Here is a 21,487-nt window from a genome sequence, read left to right on the forward strand (position 1 = left end):
CGTGAGCCTTACTCGCGTTCGCCGAAGCGGCTGGCAATAAGTTCGACGATGGCCGCGAGGGCAGCATCGGCGTCTTCACCTTCGGTTTCGACAGTGAGCTTGGTGCCATGCGAGGCTGCCAGCATCATGACTCCCATGATGCTTTTGGCATTTACTCGGCGGCCTTCGCGCTCCAGCCAGACATCAGAGCGGAACTGCGTGGCGAGCTGGGTGAGTTTGGCTGAGGGACGTGCATGCAGACCCAGGCGGTTTGCGATTTCGGCAATCGCTCTTGGCATTTCAGATACTCCCTTTAATGTGAAGCACTCCATCACACCCACCGGTGATGGCCTTATGCACTACGGTATCGATATCGTGCTTCTCCCGGTAGGTCAAGACGCGAAGCAGCATTGGAACATTGACCCCGGCTACTCCCTCGACCTTGCCCGGCTGCAGAAGTTTCATTGCGATATTGCTGGGAGTGGCGCCAAAAATGTCGGTGAGCACCAGCACTCCATGACCGTCGTCAACCACGGTGAGCAGGCGCTGCGCCTCTTGCAGCAATTCGTGCGGATCATCCTGCGCAGCGACACCAAGTTGGGCCAGCCGGGCCGGGCGCCTGTTCACGACATGACATGCACACTGGATCAGCGATTCGCCGAGCGTGCCATGAGTGATGAGGAGGATGCCGATCATGCGTGAAACCAGAGCGGAGGGTGCATGCGGGCGAGATGCCTGCCAGCCCTTACTCTACCACCGTCGCCGGACCCGCACCGTCCGCCCATCGCAGCCGTGCCCGCATGTCCGGGGTCAGGCTGATATGGCCGGCCGCATCCACACGCAAAGCATGTCGGATCTCAAAACGACGGGCCATCGCGGGCCAGTCGTCAGCAGCCAGAAAAAGCGGCTTGCTGGCGACGTCGGAGAGCATGCCGGCATTCTCGCGCGGGGTGACGAGTACGGTGAGCGCGGCAGTATGTTTGGCGGGTACACCAGTGCGTGGATCAATGAGGTGGCTATAGCGCTGGCCCTCGAATTCGAAGAAGCGCTGGTAGTCACCGGAGGTGCCGATAGCCTCACCGTCATAGAGCGCGAGGGTTGCCAGAGGGCCGGACGCTCGCGGATGCTGAATGCCGACCGACCAGGGCTGCTTGCCCTTGGCCCCGAGGGCCATCACATTGCCGCCAATATTGATCAAGGCGTTCTTGATGCCGTGCTGGCTCAGGATGGCTGCGGCACGATCGAGCGCATATCCTTTGGCGATACCGCCAAAATCCAGGTTCACGGCACGATTGCTGCTGCGCACGAGCTCTCCCTGCAGGCTCAGCTGGCGCACGCTGGGCGCGGCGGCGATGGCTGCTTGCAGTGCTGCAGGCTCTGGAAGGTGCGGTGTGAAGCTGTCGCCATGGAATCCCCACAGTTCGATCAGCTTGCCGATGGCCGGGTCGAAGAGGCCGTCACTGAGCTCTGCATAGCGCTGTGAGGCTTGCAGCAGGCTCAGCATTTCGGGGCTGACCGGAGTGGATTTTCCGGCGGCGATGGCGGCGTTCAGGCTGGTCAGCTCGGAGGGTTGCCAGGCGTGATAGCTGCGGTGGAGGCGATCAAATTCTCGTAGCACGGCATTGAGTGCGGTGCGAGCTTCGGCTTCCGGACTGCCGTAGCTGACCACCTCGACACGAGTGCCAAAAACGAAGGACTCCTGGCGTACCAGAGGGCCGTCACCGCAGGCGCTGAGAAACAGGGCAAGGGTCAGGCAGAGCAGGCGCAGCAGGGCGGGCAGGGTAGGGGCAGGCATGCCTGCATGATACGGTAGGGCCCCCGCTTGGTCACTGTTGCAGCATCAGAACGTAGCGACGCGCTTCAGTGTAGGCAGGTAGGCGCTCGGGGCTGCTGAATTGTCCGACGGCGCCATTCTCTCCATGTTCGCTCAGCAGCCCCTGAAGGACTCCGGGAGCGATTCGGTTTGCGGCCAGCATGGCGGCTGCGTAACGGTCGGCTTCCTGCAGTTGCGGCAGTGTGTATTCGACACGTTGCAGGCCTTCGGTCAGCGCTCCGATGCTGTGTTCGGCGCTGCCTGCCAGTGCGGCAGTGGCGAGGCGCAGCAGTTTGAGTTCGATGGCGTTGTGCAAGGCGTGCTGGTGGTGTAGATGGCCCAGTTGCTGACACAGCAGGGCGAGCTGGGTAACGGGGTCTGGCTCGTGCGTGAAGAAGGCGTCGGTGACTACGATGTCGCCGCTGGGCAGTGAGAACAGCAGCGGACTGGCGCTGCCGCCCTGGCGAAACACGAGGCGGTAAGGCGGGGCACCTGTGGTCGGAGCGTTGAGATTGGCGAAGCGTTTGCGCAAATCAGTCTGGCGGGCTGCATCGCTTTGGCTGGGGCGCAGGAGGCTGCCGTCGAGGCGGGCGAGGACGCGTTCGGAACTGCCGTGAATCCAGTTGGTGGGCAGATTGGCGGCCAGCGAACGAGCGAGCATCGGGCTCAACAGGTGCAGACCCAGCCCCAATGCGAGTAGGCCGGATATCAGCAGTAGCAGTGCTTGCAGGCGCTTGAGCAGGCTTGGGCGGGTACACGTTTCGCCACTTCCTGGAGCCAGGTGCTGCCAGTCGGAGCCTTTTGTGCGCGAATGCTCAAGTACGGTGCCGACGCTGCCGCGGTGCAGGAGGGTGGAGGAGGTTCGCATGATCGAGAGACTCGCGCAGTGGGGGCTGGTGAGTTGATTATGCGTAGCGCCCGGATACCAACCTTTAGCGCGCCCGTAGGTCGGTACGCAAAAAAGGGTAGGTTCCTGATGGTCGGAATGCTGCGCTGCAGCGAGGATTGAGGGCTGTTAGAAGTTGTTCTCGATCTGTGGCGAGAGGCTATCAGCAGGGGCGAGGCAGGGTTTGGCAGAGCCTGCTCTGCGCTGCCGCAGCCGGTTTGCTGTGCAAAGCAAACCGTGGGGAAGCGCAGCACAGGAACCGGAGTTTATGTTGATCAATGAGGATTCCGAGCAGCCCATGAGCCCTCTCAGTGATCAATGAGCGGCCTCGCAGTAAGATCGTGAGCAGCTTCTTACAGACTTTCCAGGGTGGTGATGACTTGGGCGGCGACAGCATGGCCCGTCTGATGTTCGATCTCCACCATGCAGGTCGGGCTGGTGACATTGATCTCGGTGAGATGGCCACCGATCATATCCAGTCCGACGATCAGCAGGCCGCGTTGCCACAATACCGGTGCGAGGCTTTCGGCGATTTCGCGTTCGCGTGGCGTGAGTGGCATGGCCACACCCTTGCCGCCGGCGGCAAGGTTGCCGCGGGTTTCGCCGGCCATCGGGATGCGCGCCAGGCTGTAAGGCTGGACTTGTCCGCCAATCAGCAGCACCCGCTTGTCGCCCTCGCTGATCTGCGGAAGGTAGCGCTGCGCCATGATCGTGCGGCGGCCTAGATCGGTGAGGGTTTCGAGAATGGCGTTGCGGTTCGGATCCTCGCGACGCACTCGGAAGATACCGCTGCCGCCCATGCCGTCCAGCGGCTTGAGGATGACATCGCCCAATTCATCAATGAAGGCTTGCAGATCTGCCGTATCCCGTGCAACCAGGGTGGTGGGCGTGAATTGCGGGAACTCGGCGATCGAGAGTTTTTCCGAGTGATCGCGGATCGCACGTGGATCGTTGAAGATTCGCGCACCTTGAGCGGCGGCACGTTCGAGGATCCAGGTGGCGGCGACGTATTCGGCATCGAAGGGCGGATCCTGGCGCATCAGGATGGCATCAAAGTCCGTCAGGGGCGTTAGCGCTGAGGGGGCGGCTTGATACCAGGCATGGTCGTCCGCACTGAGTTGCAGGGCGACAGTGTGAGCACTCACCCGGCCATCGCGGACCAGCAGGTCTTCGCGCTGGATAGCGAAGGTCTGGTGGCCGAGAGCCTGTGCTGCCCGCATCATGGCGACGCTGGAGTCCTTGTAGGGCTTGAGCTTGTCGAGCGGGTCGACGATGAAGGCGATTTTCATGCGTGGGTCAACTCCGTCGGGGCGGTTTGCTCCAGCTCCAGCGAGGCTGCCAGCAAGGCCAGGCGGGCGACCACGCCGTAGGCATAAAAACGGTTCGGTGCGGCATCCGGGGCCTGCTTGCAATCGGGGATGTTGCAACAGGTTTCGAAGGCTAGTGGCTCGAAATGCATGCCGGGCGCATTGAGGTTCTCGTCGCGGCCGCGATCCGCATGGACACGATAAAAGCCGCCCACCACATAGTGGTCCATCATGTAGACGACCGGCTCGGCGACGCCGCCGTTGACCGTTTCGAGGGTGTGTACGCCTTCCTGGATGATGACTTCGGAGACCTGCTGGCCTTCCTTGATCACGCTCATCTTGTTGCGCTGACGGCGGTTCAGGCCAATAACTTCGCTGGCGTCCCGCACCGTCATCACGCCCATGCCGTAGGTGCCGGCATCCGCTTTGACGACCACGAAAGGCGTTTCGGTGATGCCGTACTCAGCATATTTCTGACGGATCATCGTGAGCAGGGAGTCGACCTGGGTGGCCAGGCAGTCCTCGCCGGTGCGCTCATGAAAGTTGATCGAGCCGCAGCGGCCGAAATAGGGATTCACCAGCCAGGGGTCGATGTCCAGCAGGCGGCCGAAGCGCGCGGCGACCTGATCGTAGGCCGAAAAGTGGATGGACTTGCGGCGCGTGGCCCAGCCGGCGTGGATTGGAGGTAGCAGCCACTGTTCGTCCAGCCCGTGCAGGATTGCCGGCGCACCGGCGGAGAGATCGTTGTTGAGCAGGATTGCGCAGGGGTCGAAGTCCTTCAGGCCGAGGCGGTTGCCGTTGCGCACCAGCGGCTCGAGCAATAGCGTGCTCCCGTCGGGTAGCTCGAGGGGCGTGGGTGCAGTGATTTCCGGCAGCAGGCTGCCGATGCGTACCTCCAGCCCGGTAAGGCTGAGGATGCTGGCAATGCGTGCCACGTTTTGCAGGTAGAACAGATTGCGCGTGTGGTTCTCGGGAATCAGCAGCAGGCGGCTGGCCTGCGGACAGAGGCGTTCGACCGCCGCGCTTGCGGCCTGCACACAGAGAGGCAGGAAGTCGGCCCCCAGATTATTGAAGCCACCCGGGAACAGGTTCATGTCGACCGGCGCGAGCTTGAAGCCGCTGTTGCGCAGGTCCACCGAGCCATAGAAGGGGGGCGTGTGCTCCATCCATTCACTGCGGAACCATTGTTCGATGCGGGTCGCGTTGCCCAGCAGTGCGCGTTCGAGGTCTTGCAGCGGCCCGGAGAGGGCGGTAGTCAGGTGCGGCACCATGGCGCGATCTTTCTTTGGAGGAGCGGAATCCTGTTCCAGATGGGGGCGTCGGAGCTGAATGCAAGCCCGGCGTGTTCGCTGCAGCTTACCAGTCGACCAGTTCGATGCCGGCGCCGATGGATTCCTGTTTGTGGTTGTAGCTGATCAAGCTCTTGCCATAGCCGCTGAAGCCCTGAAAGTAGAGGCGCAGATGGTTGGAGCCGGGAATCGGGATGCCGTAGGACAGCTCGTAGCCACCGCGGTTGTGCTCGAACTCTAGGTTGTTGCGCAGCATGAAGGACAGGCGGTGGCGGTTCTGGAAGCGCCAGGTGCCGTTCAGATCGAAGTTGCCGAGATAGTGATTGATGTCCGGGTTGTCGTCGTTTGCGGCGCTTTCCGGAATGCGCCACCAGGGGCGCAGCACCAGCGCGAAGTTTTCGCTGTCGGCCACGAAGCTGGAGGTGATCCGATTCCAGCTGCGCGACCATTCGGCCGTTTGGCCGTTGGATTGGTGGTTAAAGCCTACTGTGGCTGCGCGCAGGGTCAGGCCGGTGCCGGGTAGGTAAATCGATACCGGAAACTGCAACCAGGTTTCCGGTTCATGGTTGGTTTCGCGGAAGGGGCGCGACCAGTTTTCGTTGTAGACCTGCCAGAACGAGCGATTGGTGTAGGCCACCATCCACTTCATGCTGCCCAGGTCGCCAGGGATGATCGGAAACTTGAGGCTGATCTGGAATTCAGCTTCGGTCTTGTTGGCCGAGCCTTGCCCATTGTTGGCGTTCTGGAAAGGTGGGCTGGACGGGGTGTGGCTGCTCTGCACCACTCCGAGCATGTAGTTCGGCTTGTGCGGAGCAATCGCGTAACCGTCGGCATAGGTCAGCTGCTCTGCCTTGGCTCGTTCCACGACAAAGGATTCGGCCGGGCGTTGCTGGCATTCGCTGCGGATCTGGCCTACGGTCGTGTCAGGGCTGGCTTCGACGAATTTTTCGATCATGCACAGCTTTACGCGTTCTGAATCCGTCGTTTCTGCATGTGCCAGTGCGGCGGGCAGCGCCAATGCGCAAAGCAGGAGGGCTTGTTTCATGATGAGTTCCGAGGCTTGGTTTGTGTGGATCATTGCTTGCCGGCAGGCCGCTGTGCAAGTGTCCGCTCGGTGCTGCCATGCAGCTTTGCAGGCGGCGCGACTGGGAATGACGTAAAATTGCAACTCGCGAATCAAATCAAGGGATTGTCCCCCACATGTTTTCCGGAATTGTTGCAGCAGTTGGCCGCATCCAGTTATGCGAGCCTCTGCAGGATGGCGTACGCATCAGCGTGGACGTCGGTGCCTGGGACGTGTCGGATGTCGCTATTGGCGACTCGGTCGCGCATAACGGTGTGTGTCTGACCGTCATTGAAAAGGCGGGCAGTGTGCTGCGCTACGACGTGTCGCGTGAGTCGCTCAACTGTACCGTGGGCCTGGATCAGGCGGGTGGCGAGCTGAATCTCGAAAAAGCCCTGTGCCTGAATGACCGCCTTGGCGGCCATATGGTGACCGGCCATGTGGATGGCGTTGGCGAGGTCGTGAAGTTCGCGCCGCTGGCCGAAAGCCACGAGCTTGTGATCCGGGCTCCGGCCGCCATCGCCGGTTACATCGCCCGCAAGGGCTCGGTCACCGTGGATGGAGTGAGCCTGACGGTCAACCGGGTCGATGGCCGCGAATTCTCGATCAACCTGATCCCGCATACGGTTGAAGTCACTACCCTCAAGCGCCTCAAGGCGGGCAGCCAGGTCAATCTCGAGATTGACCTGATCGCGCGTTACGTGGAGCGCATGCTCGAATGGAAGGCCCAGTCATGAGCAGCGTCCAGCTCTCCCCGATTCGCGACATCATCGAAGACATCCGTGTCGGCAAGATGGTGATTCTCATTGATGATGAAGATCGCGAAAACGAAGGCGACATCGTCATTGCCGCCCAGCACGTCACGCCCGAGGCGATCAACTTCATGGCGAAGTTCGCGCGCGGTCTGATCTGCCTCACGCTCACCGAAGAACGCTGCCGCCAGCTGGGCCTGAACCCGATGGCACGCGACAACCGTAGCCAGTTCACCACGGCCTTCACCGTGTCCATCGAAGCGGCTGAAGGAGTGACTACCGGCATTTCGGCAGCCGACCGCGCCCGCACGGTGCAGGCAGCCGTGGCGCGTAACGCGCGCCCGGCCGACATCGTGCAGCCGGGCCACATTTTCCCGATCCAGGCCAAGCCGGGCGGCGTGCTGGTGCGTGCCGGCCATACCGAAGCGGGTTGCGATCTGGCTGATCTGGCCGGCCTGGAGCCGGCGTCGGTGATCTGCGAGATCATGAATGAAGACGGCAGCATGGCCCGCCTGCCGGACCTGATTCCTTTTGCTCAGCAGCACGGCCTCAAGATTGGCGCGATTCGTGATCTGATCCACTACCGTGCGGCCGTCGAGAAGCTGGTTGAGCGCGTGGCTGACAAAGCGGTGGCGACCGCGCATGGCGAGTTCCGCCTGGCTGCTTTTACTGACGGGGCTTCGGGCGATCTGCACCTGGCGCTGTACAAGGGTGAGATCAAGCCGGAGGTCGAGACCCTGGTGCGGGTTCATGAGCCGATCTCGGTGCTCGACTTCCTTGACCCGGCCGGTAGCCGTCACAGCTTCCCGGTCGATGACTCGCTGGCTCGCATTGCTGCCCACGGTCATGGTGTGCTGGTGATGTTGCGCCGCGCAGAGTCCACCGAAGAAATGCTCGTTGCACTGGGCGTGAAGGGCGAGGAAAAGAAGCCGGCCGCCAAGTGGGATCCGCGTCTGTTCGGCATCGGTGCGCAGATCCTGCGTGACCTCGGTGTCGGCAAGATGCGTGTGATGGCGCAGGCCCGCCGCATCCCGAACATGACTGGCTTCGGGCTCGAAGTCACCTCTTATGAAGAACCTCGCTGAAGGCATTCCATGTCCAGTTTTGACAACATCCCCAAAATTTCTCCTGATCTGGATGGCAAGGGCTTGCGCATCGGCATCGTGATCGGACGCTTTAACGCCAACATCGGTGAAGGCCTGCTGCAGTCCTGCCTGACCGAGCTGCTGGCTCGGGGCGTGGCCGCCAGTGACATCCTGGTCTGCAAGCTGCCGGGTGCGCTGGAAATGCCGCTGACCCTCAAGACCCTGGCCGAAACCGGCAAATATGATGCGCTGATCGCACTCGGCGCCGTGATCCGCGGCGATACCTACCACTTCGAAGTGGTTTCCAATGAAATGGCAGCGGGTATTACCCGTGTCCAGCTCGACTGCAATATTCCGGTGGCCAATGGCGTGTTGACCACCAACACCGATGAACAGGCTGAAGTGCGCATGGATGTGAAGGGGCGTGAATGCGCCGAATGCGCCATTGAAATGGCCAAGCTGTTGAGGACAATCCGCGCATGAGCGACGACAAAGTACTGATCCCACAAGAAGCCCCGAAGAAGACTCCGCGTCGCTTGGCGCGAGAAGTCGCGATGCAGGGCCTTTACGAGTGGCGCATGAGTGGCAACTCGCTGCCGGTGATCGAAGATCACCTGGAACAGGAAAATGAAGCCTGGACGCGCGCTGACCGGCCCTTGGCACTGGTGCTGCTGCGCGGCGCAGCCGAAAACGCCGATGCGCTCGAAGCCAGCGTGGCTGCTTTCGTGGATCGCCCCCTGGGCGAAATCTCGCCGATCGAGCGCGCCATCCTGCTGCTGGGCGCTTACGAGCTGACTCATCGCATCGAAACGCCGTATCGCGTGGTGATCAACGAGGCCATCGAGCTTGCAAAGTCTTTCGGCGGCACGGATGGTCACCGCTACATCAATGGCGTGCTCGACAAGTTCGCGCCGACTGTGCGCGCGGCAGAAGTTGAACACTCGGCCAAGCAGAGGAAAAAATAAGGAGTAGTGAGTCGGGAGTCGGCAAGCCGGCCCCACTCCCCACTCCCCACTCCCCACTCCCCATGGCAGGCGAATTCGAGCTGATCAAGCGCCACTTCCACTACCCCGTGAGTCACTCTGTGCTCGGGGTTGGGGATGACGCCGCGCTGATGCAGCCGCGCCCCGGTATGCAACTGGCCGTGTCGACCGACATGCTGGTGGCCGGGCGCCATTTCTTTGCCGATGCCGATCCCTTTCTGTTGGGCTGGAAGACTGCGGCCGTGAATATATCGGACATGGCCGCGATGGGCGCCGAGCCGCGCTGGATCACCCTGGCACTGGCCTTGCCAGAAGCTGACGAGGCTTGGGTCGGGGCGATGGCGCGGGGTTTTCGCGACTGCTGCGAAGCCTATTGCGTTGACTGGGTGGGGGGAGATACCACCCGTGGGCCGCTGAACCTCTGTGCCACCATTTTCGGCGAAGTTTCGCCGGATAAAGCCGTGCGCCGAACGGGGGCGGATCATGGTGACGATCTGTGGGTGTCCGGCTGGCCCGGCATGGCTGCGCTCGGGTTGGCTCATCTGCAGGATCGCCTGGAGCTGGTGAGTGACTGGCGCGAGGCTTGTCTCGAACGCCTGCATCGGCCCTTGCCGCGGGTCGCGTTGGGTCTGGCCCTGCGCGGTGTGGCGAGCGCCATGCTGGACGTGTCGGATGGCCTGTGCGGGGACCTCAGTCATATTCTCGAGGCCTCCGAAGTGGGCGCCATCCTGGACGAAACCCTCCTGCCACTGGAGCCCTTGCTGGCCGCCTGTAAACGTACCGAGGCGGCTACAAAAGCACTGCTTTCCGGAGGCGATGATTACGAGCTCTTGTTTGCCGCCCCACGTGAGCAGCGCGGGCACGTGGAAGCCATTGGCCGCCACCTCGAACTACCCTTGCACCGCATCGGCCGCATTCTCGACAAACCCGGTCTGTGGCTGCAACGGGGTGACGGCGTGGCCGAGGCCTTGCAGGCAGGCGGCTTTGATCACTTCCAGACAGACTGACCGCCCGGAGGCCTGCCCCTCCGGCGCTGATTGTCCTCAAGGCTGCCATGCAACCGACCTTCAAGCTCCTGCTCTCCCATCCCGCCCACTTCATTTCGCTCGGCTTCGGCTCCGGCCTCGCACCGAAAGCGCCGGGTACCTTCGGCAGCTTTGCAGCTTGGGGCGTCTACGCCTTGCTGAGCTGGCGGGTGCCGGCCGCATTGCGCTTCGAGGGCATGGCCGTGATGCTGATCGTTGTCAGCTTCCTGCTCGGAGCCTGGTGCATTGAGCGTACCGGCGCGGCGCTGGGCGAGGTGGATCATGGCGCCATCGTGTGGGATGAGTTCGTTGCGGTGTGGCTGGTGCTGGTCTTGATCCCAACCGGTTTTGGCTGGCAGCTGGCCGGGGTGCTGGTGTTCCGTTTCTTTGACATCCTCAAGCCTTGGCCGATTCGCCAGGCCGATCGCCGCTTCAAGAACGGCCTCGGCGTGATGTTCGATGATGTGCTGGCTGCGCTCTACACGCTGGCCTGCCTGTGGCTGGCGCTGACGCTGCTGGCATGAGCACCGATGCCCTGCTGGACTTCGTGCTGACGCTCGATCGTCTCAAGGCCGTGGAGCGCCGCACCAGCCCGGCAGGCCTTGAGCGCCGCGAGAACAGCGCCGAGCACAGTTGGCATGGCGCTTTGTGTGCGCTGCTGCTGGAGCGGGAGTGCGCTTTTCCGGTGGATGCGAAGCATGCCGCGCTGCTGTTCCTGATGCACGATGTGCCCGAGATCGAATGCGGTGATACCTTCGCGTATGCCGCCGCGCGTGCCGATGCGGCGGCGGCCGAGGCGCTGGGGCTGGAGAGTCTGCTTGCAACATTGCCGGCGCAGACTGGCGAGTGCTTGCGTGCCCTGTGGCAGGAATTCACCGCCGGCGAAACGCCGGAGGCGCGGTATGCGAATGCGCTGGATCGGGTGATGCCGCTCTTGCATAACATCAGTCATGGCGGCAAGGTATGGCACGAGCATGGCGTGACGCTGGCGCAGGTGCTGGCACGCAACGCTTTTGTGGCAGAGGTCTTGCCCGCCGTCTGGCAGCGGCTGCTGCCCCGGATAGAACGCCTTTTCAGTGGAGTCGCAGATGAGTGAAGAGATCCGCACGCTGGCCGAACAGATCGGCGCAGCGCTGCAGGCCCAACGCTGGCAACTGGCGACAGCCGAGTCCTGCACCGGCGGTCTGGTCAGTGCCGCGGTGACTGAAATTGCCGGCTCAAGCGGCTGGTTCGACCGTGGGTTCGTGACCTACTCGAACGAGGCCAAGGTCGAGATGCTGGGCGTGTCGCCCCTGACCCTGCATGCGCACGGCGCAGTGAGCGAGGCGACCGTGCGCGAGATGCTGGCCGGCGCGCTGGCGAAGTCCGTGGCGCATGTGGTGCTGGCTATTTCAGGCATCGCCGGCCCGGCGGGCGGCACGGCCGAGAAGCCGGTCGGCACTGTGTGCTTCGGCTGGCAGCGACGGGGCTATCCGGCCCAATGCCTTACGCTGCTGCTGCCCGGTGATCGGGCCGCAGTGCGCGATGCGGCTGTCAAACAGGCCTTGCGTGGCTTGCTGGACTTGAGCCGCTCAGCTTGAAGCCGCCGGCTTGGCGCGACGCTTGTCGCGCACACAAACGCCTTTGCCCTCGCGCTGCTCGAGCTCGAAGAGGTCGACGGCCTTGAACAGGTCCACCAGCTTCTTGTAGCCGTAGTTGCGGGCATCGAAGGAGGCCTGGTTGGCGATGTGGCCGCCGACCCTGCCGAGCTGGGACCAGCCATCATCGCCTTCGGCGGCCTGCACGGCGTTGCGCAGCAGGGTCACCAGCTTGGCGTCGCCCTTGAGCTCGTTGGCATTCCATTTCCTGACGCTGACAATGTTGCCGCTGGCCGCTTCCGGCTGCTCTTCCTCGCGGTCGAGGTAGAGAAACTTGGAGCAGGCATTCACGAAGGGCAGCGGGGTCTTGCGTTCGCCGAAGCCGACCACGGTCTTGCCGTCGGCCTGCAGGCGGGTTGCCAGCGGGGTGAAGTCCGAGTCTGACGAAACCAGCGCGAAGACGTCCACGTGGCGTGCGTAGAGCGCGTCCATGGCGTCGATCACCAGTGCGATGTCGGTTGCGTTCTTGCCTTTGGTGAGATCGAACTGTTGGATCGGCTGGATGGCGTATTCGTGTAGCAGCTTTTCCCAGGAGTTCAGCCGCTCGCCCTTCCAGTTGCCGTAGGCGCGGCGGATGCTGACGGTGCCGAAGCCGGCGAGCTCGTTGAGGATGACGTCCACATGGCTGGCCGGCGCATTGTCGGCATCAATGAACAGGGCTACGAAGCGATCGGCGTGCATGGGAGCCTCGCGAGGAGATGGGCGGGAGCGTCCATCTTACGCGGCATGGGGCGGGGGCTGGCAAACTGCCTGGCGCCCGCCCGTATTGTCAGTGCGCCTTCTTTTCAACCAGCCCCAGCTTGTGCTGCAGCCAGTCGAAGGAGAGGTAGAGCGCTGGCGTGATGTAGAGCGTGATCAGCTGCGAGAAGATCAGGCCGCCAACGATCGCTACACCCATCGGCTGGCGCAGTTCGGCGCCGGCGCCGAGGCCCAGGGCGATCGGCAGCGCGCCCATGATGGCTGCCAGGGTGGTCATCATGATCGGGCGGAAACGCAGGCGGCTGGCCGCACGGATGGCGTCGTGCGGCGACAGGTGCTCCTTACGCTGCGCCTCCAGCGCAAAGTCGATCATCATGATGGCGTTCTTTTTCACGATGCCGATCAGCAGCAGGATGCCTACCATGGCGATGAAGGAGAGCTCCAGCCCGGCGAGCTGCAGCGAGAGCAGTGCGCCAACGGCCGCCGAGGGAATGCCGGCAAGGATGGTGATTGGGTGGATCCAGCTTTCATACAGCACGCCCAGCACTACGTAGATCACGGCGATGGCGATCAGGATCAGCCATAGCTGGCTGCCCTGGGATTCCTGATAGACCGCAGCATCACCTGCGAAGGCGCCGAAGACGTTGGCCGGCATGGCCAAGTCTTCCTTGATCTTCTTCACTTCGTCGATCGCCTGCGAGAGCGTGACACCCGGGGCGAGGTTGAAGGACAGAGTGACTGCGCCGATCTGCCCCTGGTGGTTCACCGAGTTGTTGACGGCTGCTCGCTCGATGCGCGCAAAGGCGGTGACCGGCACCAGCTGGCCGCCCTTGGCGCGCACGCGCAGGAAGTCCAGCCCGCTCTCGTCATCGCGGTACTCGTCGGCCCACTGCAGCAGCACCGGGAAGTTGTCCTGCGGCGCGTAGATCGAGGTCACCTGGCGTTCGCCGAAGGAGGCGTTGAGCACATTGCGCAGGCTCTGCATGTCCACCCCGAGGGCGAGGGCCTGATCGCGGTCGATCACCAGTTTGGCCTGCACGGCACGCCGCTCGGAGTTGGTAGCGATATCTTTCAGCAGAGGCGATTCGCGCAGTCGGCGCTGCATGCGTTCGGCCTGATTGGCGGCCAGGTCGTAGTCCACCGATTGCAGGGTGTACTGGAAGCGCGAGGCCGAGCTCACGCCACCGATGCGAAGGTTCTGGATCGCGGAGAAGGAGATCTGTCCGCCGGGAATGCCCGCCGCATCCTTGCGCAGGCTTTCCAGTACTTCCTTCATAGGCGGACGCTCACCCTTGGGTTTAAGGGTGATGAAGATGAAACCACGGGTGCCGCTGCCGTTCATGTTCGACACCACATCCAGCACGTAGGGATTGCGTCGGATGCGCTCGTCGTATTGCAGTGTCATGTCGCGCACGGCTTGCCAAGACATGTCCTGGGCCGGGGTGACGGGGGCGCGCACCTGGCTGATGTCTTCGTCCGGGAAGAAGCCCTTGGGCATGATCAGATACAGCCACACGGTGCCGACGCAGGTGGCCAGCGCCAGCAGCAGCATCAGCCAGCGGCGCTTGAGCGTCCACGCGAGGCTGTGACCGTAGGCGTTGAGCACCGCCTCGAAGCCGCGCTCGAAGGCCCGGCTCCAGGCGGGGGCGTGCGCTGCTTCTTCCGGGTGGTGATGGATGAAGCGCGCCGCCAGCATCGGAATCACGGTCAGGGCTGCAACCGCTGAGACGGCGATGGAGAGCGTCACGACCACTGCGAACTCGTGGAACATCAGACCCACGGTGCCCGGCATGAAGAAGATCGGAATGAACACGGCGACCAGCGAGATCGAGATCGAGATCACCGTGAAGCTCACTTCGCGCACGCCGCGCACGGCGGCCGGGAAGGGTTTCACCCCATTTTCGATGTGGCGCACGATGTTTTCCAGCACCACGATGGCGTCATCGACGACCAGACCGATGGCGATAGTGAGGCCCATCAGTGAGATGTTGTTGAGGCTGAAGCCGGCCCACAGCATCAGGCCGAAGGTGCCCAGCAGCGAGGCGGGCAGGGAAACAGAAGGGATCAGGGTGGCCGAGATGCGGCGCAGGAACATCAGGATCACCAGCATCACCAGCCCGATCGTGAGCAGCATGGTGAGGCTCACGTCGTGAATGGATTCGCGGATCGAGGTCGAACGATCATTGAGGATGCTGATATCCACTGAGGCTGGCAGTTGGGCTTGCAGCTTGGGAATAGCAGCGCGTACCGCATCCACCACGGCCACGGTGTTGGCGCTCGGCTGACGCAGAACCTGCAGGTTGATGCCGCGCTTGCCATTGACCCAGCTGGCGCTCTTGATGTTCTCCACGCTGTCGATCACTTCAGCCACATCGGCGAGGCGCACCGGCTGGCCGTTCTTCACGGCAACGATCATGCGGCCGAAATCGGCTGCGTTCATGAGCTGGTCGTTGGCGGTGATCACCAGCGTCTGGCGCGCGCCTTCGAGTGAGCCCATCGGCGTGTTGGAGTTGGCGGCAGCCAGAGCGGTGGACAATTCGCCGATCGAGAGATCGCGCGCGGCGAGCTTGGCCGGATCGACCGTCACGCGGACGGCATAGCGTTTCTGGCCGTTGATGCTGACCTGGGCCACCCCGTCCAGCGTGGCGAGGGTCGGCGAGATCAGGTTGTCGGCGTAATCATTGAGCTGGTCCAGCGACAGCGAAGGCGAGTCCAGGGTAATGAAGAGGATGGGATCGTCCGCCGGATTGACCTTGCGGTAGCTTGGCGGCGTGGTCATGTCCTTGGGCAGCAGGCGGTTGGCGCGCATGATCGCCGCCTGCACATCCACCGAGGCGGCATCGATATCGCGCGAAGGGATGAATTCCAGCGTCAGGTTGGTGCTCCCCAGGGTGCTGGAGGAGGTCATCATCTTGAGGCCGGAGATCGTCGAAAACTGGCGCTCCAGCACGGTGGCCACCGAGTTGGCCATGGTTTCCGGATTGGCTCCGGGCAGGCTGGCGCTGACCTGGATGATCGGCTGGTTGAAGGAAGGCAGGGCTGCGATCGGCAGCTTGAACCAGGCGGCGATACCGCCAATCATCACGGCCAGCCACAGCAGGGTAGTGGCGACCGGGCGATGGATGCTCTGCTCGGTGAACTTCATTGCGCAGCCGCCTTGGCTGCCTGACGCTCACGCCGGCGGGCAAGGATCTCGCGCTTCTGCTCATCGCTGGCGGCAGCCCAGCGGTCCGGGTCGCGTGGCGTGAAACCGGGTGGTATTTCAACGCCTCCGGCTGTATTAGCAGCGGTGGCTGCAGGCTGGGCGGGGGCCTTGTCATCGGTAGCTTTCTCGGCGCGCTTGCCTTTGCCTTCCTTGTCCCCCTTGGTTTCCGTGATTTTCACGCCGGGGCGCAGGTTCTGGGTGCCTTCCAGGACAACCTTCACGCCTGCCGGGATGCCTGACACGACGGCGCGCTGATCCGCGATGCGCAGCAGCTCGACGTTTTTCGGCTGCACGGTCTGATCGTCCTGCACCACGTACACGAAGCGCCCGCTGGGACCGTTCACCACTGCTTGCGCGGGTAGTACAACGGCATTATCGAGCTTGCCGGCTTCGAGTTTTACCGACAGGTACTGGCCCGGCCACACCAGTCGATTCTTGTTCTCCAGGCGCCCCTTGATCAGCAAGGTGCCGGAAGCGCGATCTACCGAACTGTCAACGAAGCTTACTTCGCCTTTCAGCACAGCCTGCGCATTGGTGCGCGCGCTGAGCTTGACCGGGCCCTTACGCAGCGCGACGAGCAAGGGGCCCATGTCACGTTCGCTGATCGAGAAGCTCACCCCGATCGGATCCATGCGGGTCAGGCGCACCAGTGCAGTGGCGGTGGAGTTGGAGGTCACGAGGCTGCCAGGGCGTACATTGATCACGCCGGCTCGACCATCGAAAGGAGCTACGATGCGGGTATAGGTGCGGCCGACCCGAGCTTGCTCCAGGCTGGCGCGTGCCTGACCCAGATTGGCAATGGCGGTGTCGGTCTTGTTGCGCGCCGTGTCCAGGGCCGAAGGTGAGATGAACTGTTTTTCAGACATCTCCTGAGCGCGTTTCAGGTCACGCTCGGCAATTGCCGCCTGTGCTTCGGCACTGGCCACGCCGGCCTCGGCCTTGCCGACGTTGGCGTCGTCGTCGCGTGAGTCCATCGAGAACATCAGCTGGCCGCGGCGTACCTCCTGGCCTTCTGTGAAATGAATGGCAGTGATCATGCCGTTTTTCTGCGGACGCAGATCCACTTCGTCCAGCGGTACGACGCTGCCTTGCGTCTCGATCACGATCGGCACGTCCTCCACCCGACTGATGGTGGTTGATACGCTTTGCGGCCTGCCCTGAGCAGATGCGGTGGGCGCAGATACCCCGCTGACGGGAGCCGAGCTTTCTGCCGCTGGCGCAGCCTCCTTGTTCTGACAGGCACTGAGCAGGCAACACGCGGTGAGCAGGGCAAGCGACTTACGAAGCATGGTGGGGTTCCGGGGCAGGGGGCGGTGTATTCATGAGCTGCGGACGCGAATCATCACCCAAGCGTGGAGGGGCGCCAAGCGCCTTAACTTGTTCTCACAAAGCAAGTTTTCTAGCTGTGACTTGTGCCGCAGAAATGATGGTGTATATTTGTACAGTAGTTGGTGCAGTCGGCTCCCGGGCGGAGTCGAGTTGGCATGCGGGGCGGACTTCGGTTTCGTACAGCAAGCTCTGTGCCATAATCCTTCAGACCACTCAGTGAGGACTTTCATGGACGACAACAAGGCCAAGGCACTTGCCGCCGCACTCTCCCAGATCGAGAAGCAGTTCGGCAAGGGTTCCATCATGCGTATGGGTGACGGCAAACTGGAAGAAAATATCCAGGCTGTTTCCACGGGCTCCCTCGGGCTGGACATTGCGCTGGGCATCGGCGGCCTGCCGCGTGGCCGGGTGGTGGAAATCTATGGTCCGGAATCTTCCGGCAAGACCACGCTGACCCTGCAGGTCATTGCCGAAATGCAGAAAATTGGCGGTACGGCCGCCTTCATTGATGCCGAGCATGCCCTGGATGTGCAATACGCAGCAAAGCTCGGCGTCAAGGTTGAGGATCTGCTGATTTCGCAGCCCGACACCGGTGAGCAAGCCCTTGAAATTGCCGACATGCTGGTGCGTTCCGGCGGTATCGATATCGTGGTTATCGACTCGGTCGCCGCGCTCACGCCGAAGGCCGAGATCGAGGGTGAAATGGGCGATCAGTTGCCCGGTCTGCAGGCGCGCCTGATGAGTCAGGCTCTGCGCAAGCTGACGGCCAACATCAAGCGCACCAATACGCTGGTCATCTTCATCAATCAGATCCGCATGAAGATCGGTGTGATGTTCGGCAACCCGGAAACCACCACCGGTGGTAACGCACTCAAGTTCTACGCCTCTGTCCGCCTGGATATTCGCCGCACCGGAACGATCAAGCGTGGCGACGAAGTCGTCGGCTCCGAAACCAAGGTCAAGGTCGTCAAGAACAAAGTTGCGCCTCCCTTCAAGGAAGCCCACTTCGACATTCTTTATGGCGAAGGCATTTCGCGTGAAGGCGAAGTGATCGACATGGGCGTCGATCACAAAATCGTCGACAAGAGCGGTGCCTGGTACGCCTATAACGGCGAGAAGGTCGGTCAGGGCAAGGACAATGCACGCGAATTCCTGCGCGCCAATCCGGCGCTGGCTCTCGAGATCGAAAACAAGGTGCGTGCCAGTGTGGGGGTCGCCGTGATGCCCACTGCGGCTGAAGCGGAGTAAGCTGTTTGAAGAAGCCCGCCGCTTCGCTCAGCTCGACAGCCTTGCGCCTGCTCGCCACGCGGGAACACTCGCGGCTGGAGTTGCGGCGCAAGCTGGCGGCAAGAGCCGACGCCAGCGATGATGTCGAAGCTGTGCTGGATCGCATGGCAGAGACAGGTCTGCAGTCTGACGAGCGCTTTGCCGAGAGTTTCGTGAGGTCGCGCGCTAGCCGTTTTGGTGCCGCACGCATCCATCGCGAGCTGGGGGAGCGGGGCGTGGATGGCGAGACGGCCGCTAGCGCCATGAGCGAGGCTTTGCAGGAAGATGAACTGATGCGCGCGCGCAGCGTGTGGCAGAAAAAATACGGGGTGTTGCCGCAGGATCACAGGGAGTGGGCGCGTCAGGCGCGCTTCCTGCAAACCCGTGGGTTTGCGGTCGACATCATCAGGAAACTCTTGAAAGAAACACTGGATGAGTCTGCTCAGGGTTAGCAATCTGCAGAAACGCTACAAGGCACGCACCGTGGTGCACGACGTGTCCTTCGAGGTTGGCAGTGGCGAAGTGGTGGGCTTGCTGGGGCCGAACGGCGCGGGCAAGACCACCTGTTTCTACATGATCGTCGGCCTCGTACGTGCCGATGGCGGAAAAATCCATCTCGATGGAACCGAGCTCACCCATTGGCCGATCCACAAACGGGCGCACCAGGGGCTCTCCTATCTGCCGCAGGAAAACTCGGTGTTCCGCAAACTTACGGTCTCCGAGAACATCATGGCGGTGCTGGAGTTGCAAAAGCTCTCCAGCGCTGACATGGAAAAACGCCTGGATGAGCTGCTGGATGAACTTAACATCGGTCATTTGCGCGAGGCGACCGCCATGTCCTTGTCCGGCGGTGAGCGCCGCCGCGTCGAAATCGCGCGTGCGCTGGCCACCCGGCCGCGCCTGATCCTGCTGGATGAGCCTTTTGCCGGCGTTGATCCGATTGCGGTGATCGATATCCAGAAAATCATCAGTTACCTCAAGGCGCGCGGTATCGGCGTGCTGATCACCGACCATAACGTGCGCGAAACCCTCGGTATTTGCGATCACGCCTACATCATCAATGCGGGTGAAGTGTTGGCGGGCGGCAAACCGGCAGAAATCGTGCAGAATGAACAGGTACGGCAGATTTACCTTGGCGAACACTTCCGCCTTTAGGCTTGGCCGCTCCGCACCTCCCCGTCTGTAAAGAATGAAACCCTCGCTTCAGCTCCGCCTCTCTCAGCAACTTGCGCTCACTCCGCAGTTGCAGCAATCCATCAAGCTGCTTCAGCTGTCCACGCTCGAACTCAATCAGGAGATCGAACGCATCCTGCTCGAAAACCCGATGCTGGAGCGTGAAGGCGGTGATGAAGAAAGTGATGGACCCGTCCCTGTCGAGGCGGGCGAAGCCAGTGTGGCAACGGCGGGTGAGGAATACCGCATCGAATCCTCTGCTTCATCATCCTCCGGCGATGAGGATTTCGAGTCGCCGGGCGTGACGGACATGCCGGACAACATCGGGGAGGCGTACGACAGCGTTTCGGATGATGATATCGGCGAAGCTGCCGAATGGCGCACGGAAGGCGCATCGCGTAATGGTGGCGGGGACGACGATGATTCCGACTTTCAGGAATTCCAGGCCGCCGCTACTTCCCTGCGTGATCACCTGTTGGGGCAGGTTGCGCTGATGCCGCTGGTTGATCGTGATCGTGCGCTGGTGCAGTTGATCATCGAAGCGCTGGACGACGACGGTTTGCTGCTGCAGGACCTCGAGGAACTTCTGCCGCTGATTCCGGCCGAATGGGAAGTAGAGCTCGATGAGTTGAACATTGCCTTGCATCAGGTTCAGAACCTTGACCCCGCCGGCATCGGCGCCCGCAACTTGCAGGAGTGTTTGCTCCTGCAGATTCGCGCCTTGCCGGAAAGTGCCACGCGCGAGCACGCGATGCTGATCGCGGACGGCAATCTGGAATTGCTGGCTGCGCGCGATTTTGCGCGCCTCAAGCGGCGCCTAGGCTGCAATGATGATGCCTTGCGCGCAGCTCAGGAACTCATTTGTCATTTGAATCCGCGTCCGGGCGCTCAGTTTGCGCCGATGGAAACGCGCTACGTGATTCCGGACGTGGTGGTGCGCAAGCAACGTAGCGGCTGGACGGTGAGCCTCAATCCAGAGGCCATGCCGAGACTCAGGATCCATCGGGTCTACGCCGATATACTTCAACAGAACAGGGGCGTAAGTAGTTCCTTATCGGGACAGCTGCAGGAAGCCAAGTGGCTGATCAAGAATGTGCAGCAGCGATTCGACACCATCCTGCGGGTTTCGCAGGCTATCGTCGAACGTCAGCGCCAGTTCTTCGATCATGGTGAAGTGGCTATGCGTCCTCTGACCCTGAGGGAGATCGCCGAAGAGCTGGAGCTGCATGAGTCAACGGTGTCGCGGGTGACCACCCAGAAGTACATGGCTAGTCCCCGCGGTGTGTTCGAACTGAAATACTTTTTTGGCAGTCATGTTTCCACCGATACCGGTGGTGCATGTTCAGCAACGGCGATACGCGCGCTGATTCGCCAGCTGGTCGCGGCCGAAGACGGGAAAAAACCCCTGTCGGATGCCAGGATTGCCGAATTGTTGGGCCAGCAGGGTATCGTGGTGGCACGCCGGACGATTGCGAAATACCGGGAGTCGCTGAATATTCCGCCGGTCAGTCAGCGCAAGTCGATCTAACAGGAGAGGAGTAGTTTTATGAATCTCAACATCACCGGCCATCATCTGGAAGTCACTCCCGCTTTGCGCGAATATGTGGTTTCCAAGCTCGATCGGGTGATTCGCCATTTCGATCATGTTACGGCGACCCATGTGACCCTCTCGGTACAGAAACTCAAACAGAAAGCAGAGGTGACTGTCCACGTGCGCGGCAAGGATATCCACGTGGAAAGTGAAGACGACGATCTGTATGCCGCCATTGATGCGCTGGCAGACAAGCTGGATCGTCAGGTTCTCAAGCACAAGGAAAAGATCAGCGATCACAATCGTGAATCGATGAAACGGCAAGGCGCCGAGAGCGCCAGCTGAAGCGCTGGACGCAGCCGGTCTGGACAGGCAGAATTGTCCGGCCGGCGATGGTTGAGGCCTTCTGCCCCAACCGCTCTGAAACCCAGAAAGCGGCGAGCTCCGGTCCGGAGACTCGCCGCT

Annotated in this window: 23 protein-coding genes; 13 read left to right on the forward strand and 10 right to left on the reverse strand. The window is 61.9% G+C overall.

Translation table 11 applies throughout. The features are described 5' to 3' along the window. Nucleotides 1-8: 8 nt before the first annotated feature. The 7 genes from HJ583_RS13940 to HJ583_RS13970 all read right to left on the reverse strand — a co-directional run bounded on the left by HJ583_RS13940 (nucleotide 9) and on the right by HJ583_RS13970 (nucleotide 6,319). A complete protein-coding gene (locus tag HJ583_RS13940) occupies nucleotides 9-278 on the reverse strand; it encodes an HPr family phosphocarrier protein (RefSeq protein WP_101940933.1) in 270 nt (89 codons plus the stop codon). A 1-nt stretch (nucleotide 279) separates the two neighbouring features. After that, entirely contained in the window at nucleotides 280-675 is a 396-nt protein-coding gene (locus HJ583_RS13945) for a PTS sugar transporter subunit IIA (protein ID WP_170022470.1), read from the reverse strand. 49 nt (nucleotides 676-724) lie between these two features. Further along, nucleotides 725-1,774 (reverse strand): FAD:protein FMN transferase, encoded by a 1,050-nt coding sequence (locus HJ583_RS13950; protein ID WP_170022471.1) that lies wholly within the window; start codon nucleotides 1,772-1,774, stop codon nucleotides 725-727. A gap of 31 nt (nucleotides 1,775-1,805) precedes the next feature. Next, the gene (locus HJ583_RS13955) at nucleotides 1,806-2,660 is read right to left on the reverse strand and encodes a M48 family metalloprotease (RefSeq protein WP_170022472.1); all 855 of its coding nucleotides are present in this window, start codon (nucleotides 2,658-2,660) and stop codon (nucleotides 1,806-1,808) included. 371 nt (nucleotides 2,661-3,031) lie between these two features. Continuing rightward, nucleotides 3,032-3,967: a glutathione synthase gene (gene gshB / locus HJ583_RS13960; protein WP_170022473.1), complete on the reverse strand. Its 936-nt coding sequence runs from the start codon at nucleotides 3,965-3,967 to the stop codon at nucleotides 3,032-3,034. Continuing rightward, nucleotides 3,964-5,256, reverse strand: coding sequence for a glutamate--cysteine ligase (gene gshA / locus HJ583_RS13965; protein ID WP_170022474.1), 1,293 nt, complete (start codon nucleotides 5,254-5,256; stop codon nucleotides 3,964-3,966). Before gshA ends, gshB begins: the two co-directional genes overlap by 4 nt. 85 nt (nucleotides 5,257-5,341) lie before the next feature. After that, nucleotides 5,342-6,319, reverse strand: a complete 978-nt coding sequence (locus HJ583_RS13970) for a phospholipase A (protein WP_170022475.1) — start codon at nucleotides 6,317-6,319, stop codon at nucleotides 5,342-5,344. A 155-nt stretch (nucleotides 6,320-6,474) separates the two neighbouring features. Here HJ583_RS13970 and HJ583_RS13975 point away from each other — a divergent pair, with 155 nt between their 5' ends. The 8 genes from HJ583_RS13975 (at nucleotide 6,475) to HJ583_RS14010 (ending at nucleotide 11,762) form a co-directional block, all read left to right on the forward strand. After that, entirely contained in the window at nucleotides 6,475-7,074 is a 600-nt protein-coding gene (locus HJ583_RS13975; protein ID WP_170022476.1) for a riboflavin synthase, read from the forward strand. Beyond that, on the forward strand, nucleotides 7,071-8,174 hold the full coding sequence (gene ribBA, locus HJ583_RS13980; protein ID WP_101940941.1) for a bifunctional 3,4-dihydroxy-2-butanone-4-phosphate synthase/GTP cyclohydrolase II: 1,104 nt from the start codon (nucleotides 7,071-7,073) through the stop codon (nucleotides 8,172-8,174). Before HJ583_RS13975 ends, ribBA begins: the two co-directional genes overlap by 4 nt. A gap of 9 nt (nucleotides 8,175-8,183) precedes the next feature. Beyond that, complete coding sequence (gene ribH, locus HJ583_RS13985) at nucleotides 8,184-8,657, forward strand: 6,7-dimethyl-8-ribityllumazine synthase (RefSeq protein ID WP_170022477.1); 474 nt, start codon at nucleotides 8,184-8,186, stop codon at nucleotides 8,655-8,657. Next, nucleotides 8,654-9,139, forward strand: a complete 486-nt coding sequence (gene nusB / locus HJ583_RS13990; protein ID WP_101940943.1) for a transcription antitermination factor NusB — start codon at nucleotides 8,654-8,656, stop codon at nucleotides 9,137-9,139. Before ribH ends, nusB begins: the two co-directional genes overlap by 4 nt. A gap of 62 nt (nucleotides 9,140-9,201) precedes the next feature. Then, complete coding sequence (gene thiL, locus HJ583_RS13995; protein ID WP_170022478.1) at nucleotides 9,202-10,164, forward strand: thiamine-phosphate kinase; 963 nt, start codon at nucleotides 9,202-9,204, stop codon at nucleotides 10,162-10,164. 47 nt (nucleotides 10,165-10,211) lie between these two features. Then, nucleotides 10,212-10,706: a phosphatidylglycerophosphatase A family protein gene (locus tag HJ583_RS14000; protein ID WP_170022479.1), complete on the forward strand. Its 495-nt coding sequence runs from the start codon at nucleotides 10,212-10,214 to the stop codon at nucleotides 10,704-10,706. Next, entirely contained in the window at nucleotides 10,703-11,278 is a 576-nt protein-coding gene (locus HJ583_RS14005; protein WP_170022480.1) for an HD domain-containing protein, read from the forward strand. Before HJ583_RS14000 ends, HJ583_RS14005 begins: the two co-directional genes overlap by 4 nt. Continuing rightward, nucleotides 11,271-11,762: a CinA family protein gene (locus HJ583_RS14010; RefSeq protein WP_170022481.1), complete on the forward strand. Its 492-nt coding sequence runs from the start codon at nucleotides 11,271-11,273 to the stop codon at nucleotides 11,760-11,762. The genes HJ583_RS14005 and HJ583_RS14010 overlap by 8 nt, the downstream gene beginning before the upstream one ends. Here HJ583_RS14010 and HJ583_RS14015 read toward each other — a convergent pair. The 3 genes from HJ583_RS14015 to HJ583_RS14025 form a co-directional block, all read right to left on the reverse strand. Then, nucleotides 11,754-12,500: an NYN domain-containing protein gene (locus HJ583_RS14015; protein WP_170022482.1), complete on the reverse strand. Its 747-nt coding sequence runs from the start codon at nucleotides 12,498-12,500 to the stop codon at nucleotides 11,754-11,756. The two genes, HJ583_RS14010 and HJ583_RS14015, sit on opposite strands and share 9 nt — an antisense overlap. 88 nt (nucleotides 12,501-12,588) lie before the next feature. After that, nucleotides 12,589-15,663: an efflux RND transporter permease subunit gene (locus HJ583_RS14020; RefSeq protein WP_170022483.1), complete on the reverse strand. Its 3,075-nt coding sequence runs from the start codon at nucleotides 15,661-15,663 to the stop codon at nucleotides 12,589-12,591. Then, complete coding sequence (locus tag HJ583_RS14025) at nucleotides 15,660-17,012, reverse strand: efflux RND transporter periplasmic adaptor subunit (RefSeq protein WP_170022484.1); 1,353 nt, start codon at nucleotides 17,010-17,012, stop codon at nucleotides 15,660-15,662. The genes HJ583_RS14020 and HJ583_RS14025 overlap by 4 nt, the downstream gene beginning before the upstream one ends. Nucleotides 17,013-17,280: 268 nt before the next feature. On the opposite strand from HJ583_RS14025, the gene recA reads away from it, so the two are divergent. The 5 genes from recA to hpf are packed head-to-tail and all read left to right on the forward strand — an operon-like array spanning nucleotide 17,281 to nucleotide 21,367. Then, nucleotides 17,281-18,300, forward strand: a complete 1,020-nt coding sequence (gene recA, locus HJ583_RS14030; RefSeq protein WP_170022485.1) for a recombinase RecA — start codon at nucleotides 17,281-17,283, stop codon at nucleotides 18,298-18,300. 5 nt (nucleotides 18,301-18,305) lie between these two features. Next, entirely contained in the window at nucleotides 18,306-18,770 is a 465-nt protein-coding gene (recX, locus tag HJ583_RS14035; protein WP_170022486.1) for a recombination regulator RecX, read from the forward strand. Then, nucleotides 18,751-19,473, forward strand: a complete 723-nt coding sequence (gene lptB, locus HJ583_RS14040; protein ID WP_101940952.1) for an LPS export ABC transporter ATP-binding protein — start codon at nucleotides 18,751-18,753, stop codon at nucleotides 19,471-19,473. The genes recX and lptB overlap by 20 nt, the downstream gene beginning before the upstream one ends. Nucleotides 19,474-19,507: 34 nt before the next feature. Then, nucleotides 19,508-21,019 carry an RNA polymerase factor sigma-54 gene (locus HJ583_RS14045; protein ID WP_170022487.1) on the forward strand — a complete coding sequence of 504 codons (1,512 nt, stop codon included), beginning with the start codon at nucleotides 19,508-19,510 and terminating at the stop codon, nucleotides 21,017-21,019. 18 nt (nucleotides 21,020-21,037) lie between these two features. After that, a complete protein-coding gene (hpf, locus tag HJ583_RS14050) occupies nucleotides 21,038-21,367 on the forward strand; it encodes a ribosome hibernation-promoting factor, HPF/YfiA family (protein ID WP_101940954.1) in 330 nt (109 codons plus the stop codon). The last annotated feature ends 120 nt before the right edge of the window (nucleotides 21,368-21,487 follow it).

Source organism: Uliginosibacterium aquaticum (genome assembly GCF_012972705.2).
GTDB classification, from domain to species: Bacteria; Pseudomonadota; Gammaproteobacteria; order Burkholderiales; family Rhodocyclaceae; genus Uliginosibacterium; species Uliginosibacterium aquaticum.

Excerpts from the sequence above, each read along its gene's own strand:
- HJ583_RS13940 (WP_101940933.1), bottom strand. The coding sequence starts at position 278 with ATGCCAAGAGCGATTGCCGAAATCGCAAACCGCCTGGGTCTGCATGCA.
- HJ583_RS13945 (WP_170022470.1), bottom strand. The coding sequence starts at position 675 with ATGATCGGCATCCTCCTCATCACTCATGGCACGCTCGGCGAATCGCTG.
- HJ583_RS13950 (WP_170022471.1), bottom strand. The coding sequence starts at position 1,774 with ATGCCTGCCCCTACCCTGCCCGCCCTGCTGCGCCTGCTCTGCCTGACC.
- HJ583_RS13955 (WP_170022472.1), bottom strand. The coding sequence starts at position 2,660 with ATGCGAACCTCCTCCACCCTCCTGCACCGCGGCAGCGTCGGCACCGTA.
- gshB (WP_170022473.1), bottom strand. The coding sequence starts at position 3,967 with ATGAAAATCGCCTTCATCGTCGACCCGCTCGACAAGCTCAAGCCCTAC.
- gshA (WP_170022474.1), bottom strand. The coding sequence starts at position 5,256 with ATGGTGCCGCACCTGACTACCGCCCTCTCCGGGCCGCTGCAAGACCTC.
- HJ583_RS13970 (WP_170022475.1), bottom strand. The coding sequence starts at position 6,319 with ATGAAACAAGCCCTCCTGCTTTGCGCATTGGCGCTGCCCGCCGCACTG.
- HJ583_RS13975 (WP_170022476.1), top strand. The coding sequence starts at position 6,475 with ATGTTTTCCGGAATTGTTGCAGCAGTTGGCCGCATCCAGTTATGCGAG.
- ribBA (WP_101940941.1), top strand. The coding sequence starts at position 7,071 with ATGAGCAGCGTCCAGCTCTCCCCGATTCGCGACATCATCGAAGACATC.
- ribH (WP_170022477.1), top strand. The coding sequence starts at position 8,184 with ATGTCCAGTTTTGACAACATCCCCAAAATTTCTCCTGATCTGGATGGC.
- nusB (WP_101940943.1), top strand. The coding sequence starts at position 8,654 with ATGAGCGACGACAAAGTACTGATCCCACAAGAAGCCCCGAAGAAGACT.
- thiL (WP_170022478.1), top strand. The coding sequence starts at position 9,202 with ATGGCAGGCGAATTCGAGCTGATCAAGCGCCACTTCCACTACCCCGTG.
- HJ583_RS14000 (WP_170022479.1), top strand. The coding sequence starts at position 10,212 with ATGCAACCGACCTTCAAGCTCCTGCTCTCCCATCCCGCCCACTTCATT.
- HJ583_RS14005 (WP_170022480.1), top strand. The coding sequence starts at position 10,703 with ATGAGCACCGATGCCCTGCTGGACTTCGTGCTGACGCTCGATCGTCTC.
- HJ583_RS14010 (WP_170022481.1), top strand. The coding sequence starts at position 11,271 with ATGAGTGAAGAGATCCGCACGCTGGCCGAACAGATCGGCGCAGCGCTG.
- HJ583_RS14015 (WP_170022482.1), bottom strand. The coding sequence starts at position 12,500 with ATGCACGCCGATCGCTTCGTAGCCCTGTTCATTGATGCCGACAATGCG.
- HJ583_RS14020 (WP_170022483.1), bottom strand. The coding sequence starts at position 15,663 with ATGAAGTTCACCGAGCAGAGCATCCATCGCCCGGTCGCCACTACCCTG.
- HJ583_RS14025 (WP_170022484.1), bottom strand. The coding sequence starts at position 17,012 with ATGCTTCGTAAGTCGCTTGCCCTGCTCACCGCGTGTTGCCTGCTCAGT.
- recA (WP_170022485.1), top strand. The coding sequence starts at position 17,281 with ATGGACGACAACAAGGCCAAGGCACTTGCCGCCGCACTCTCCCAGATC.
- lptB (WP_101940952.1), top strand. The coding sequence starts at position 18,751 with ATGAGTCTGCTCAGGGTTAGCAATCTGCAGAAACGCTACAAGGCACGC.
- HJ583_RS14045 (WP_170022487.1), top strand. The coding sequence starts at position 19,508 with ATGAAACCCTCGCTTCAGCTCCGCCTCTCTCAGCAACTTGCGCTCACT.
- hpf (WP_101940954.1), top strand. The coding sequence starts at position 21,038 with ATGAATCTCAACATCACCGGCCATCATCTGGAAGTCACTCCCGCTTTG.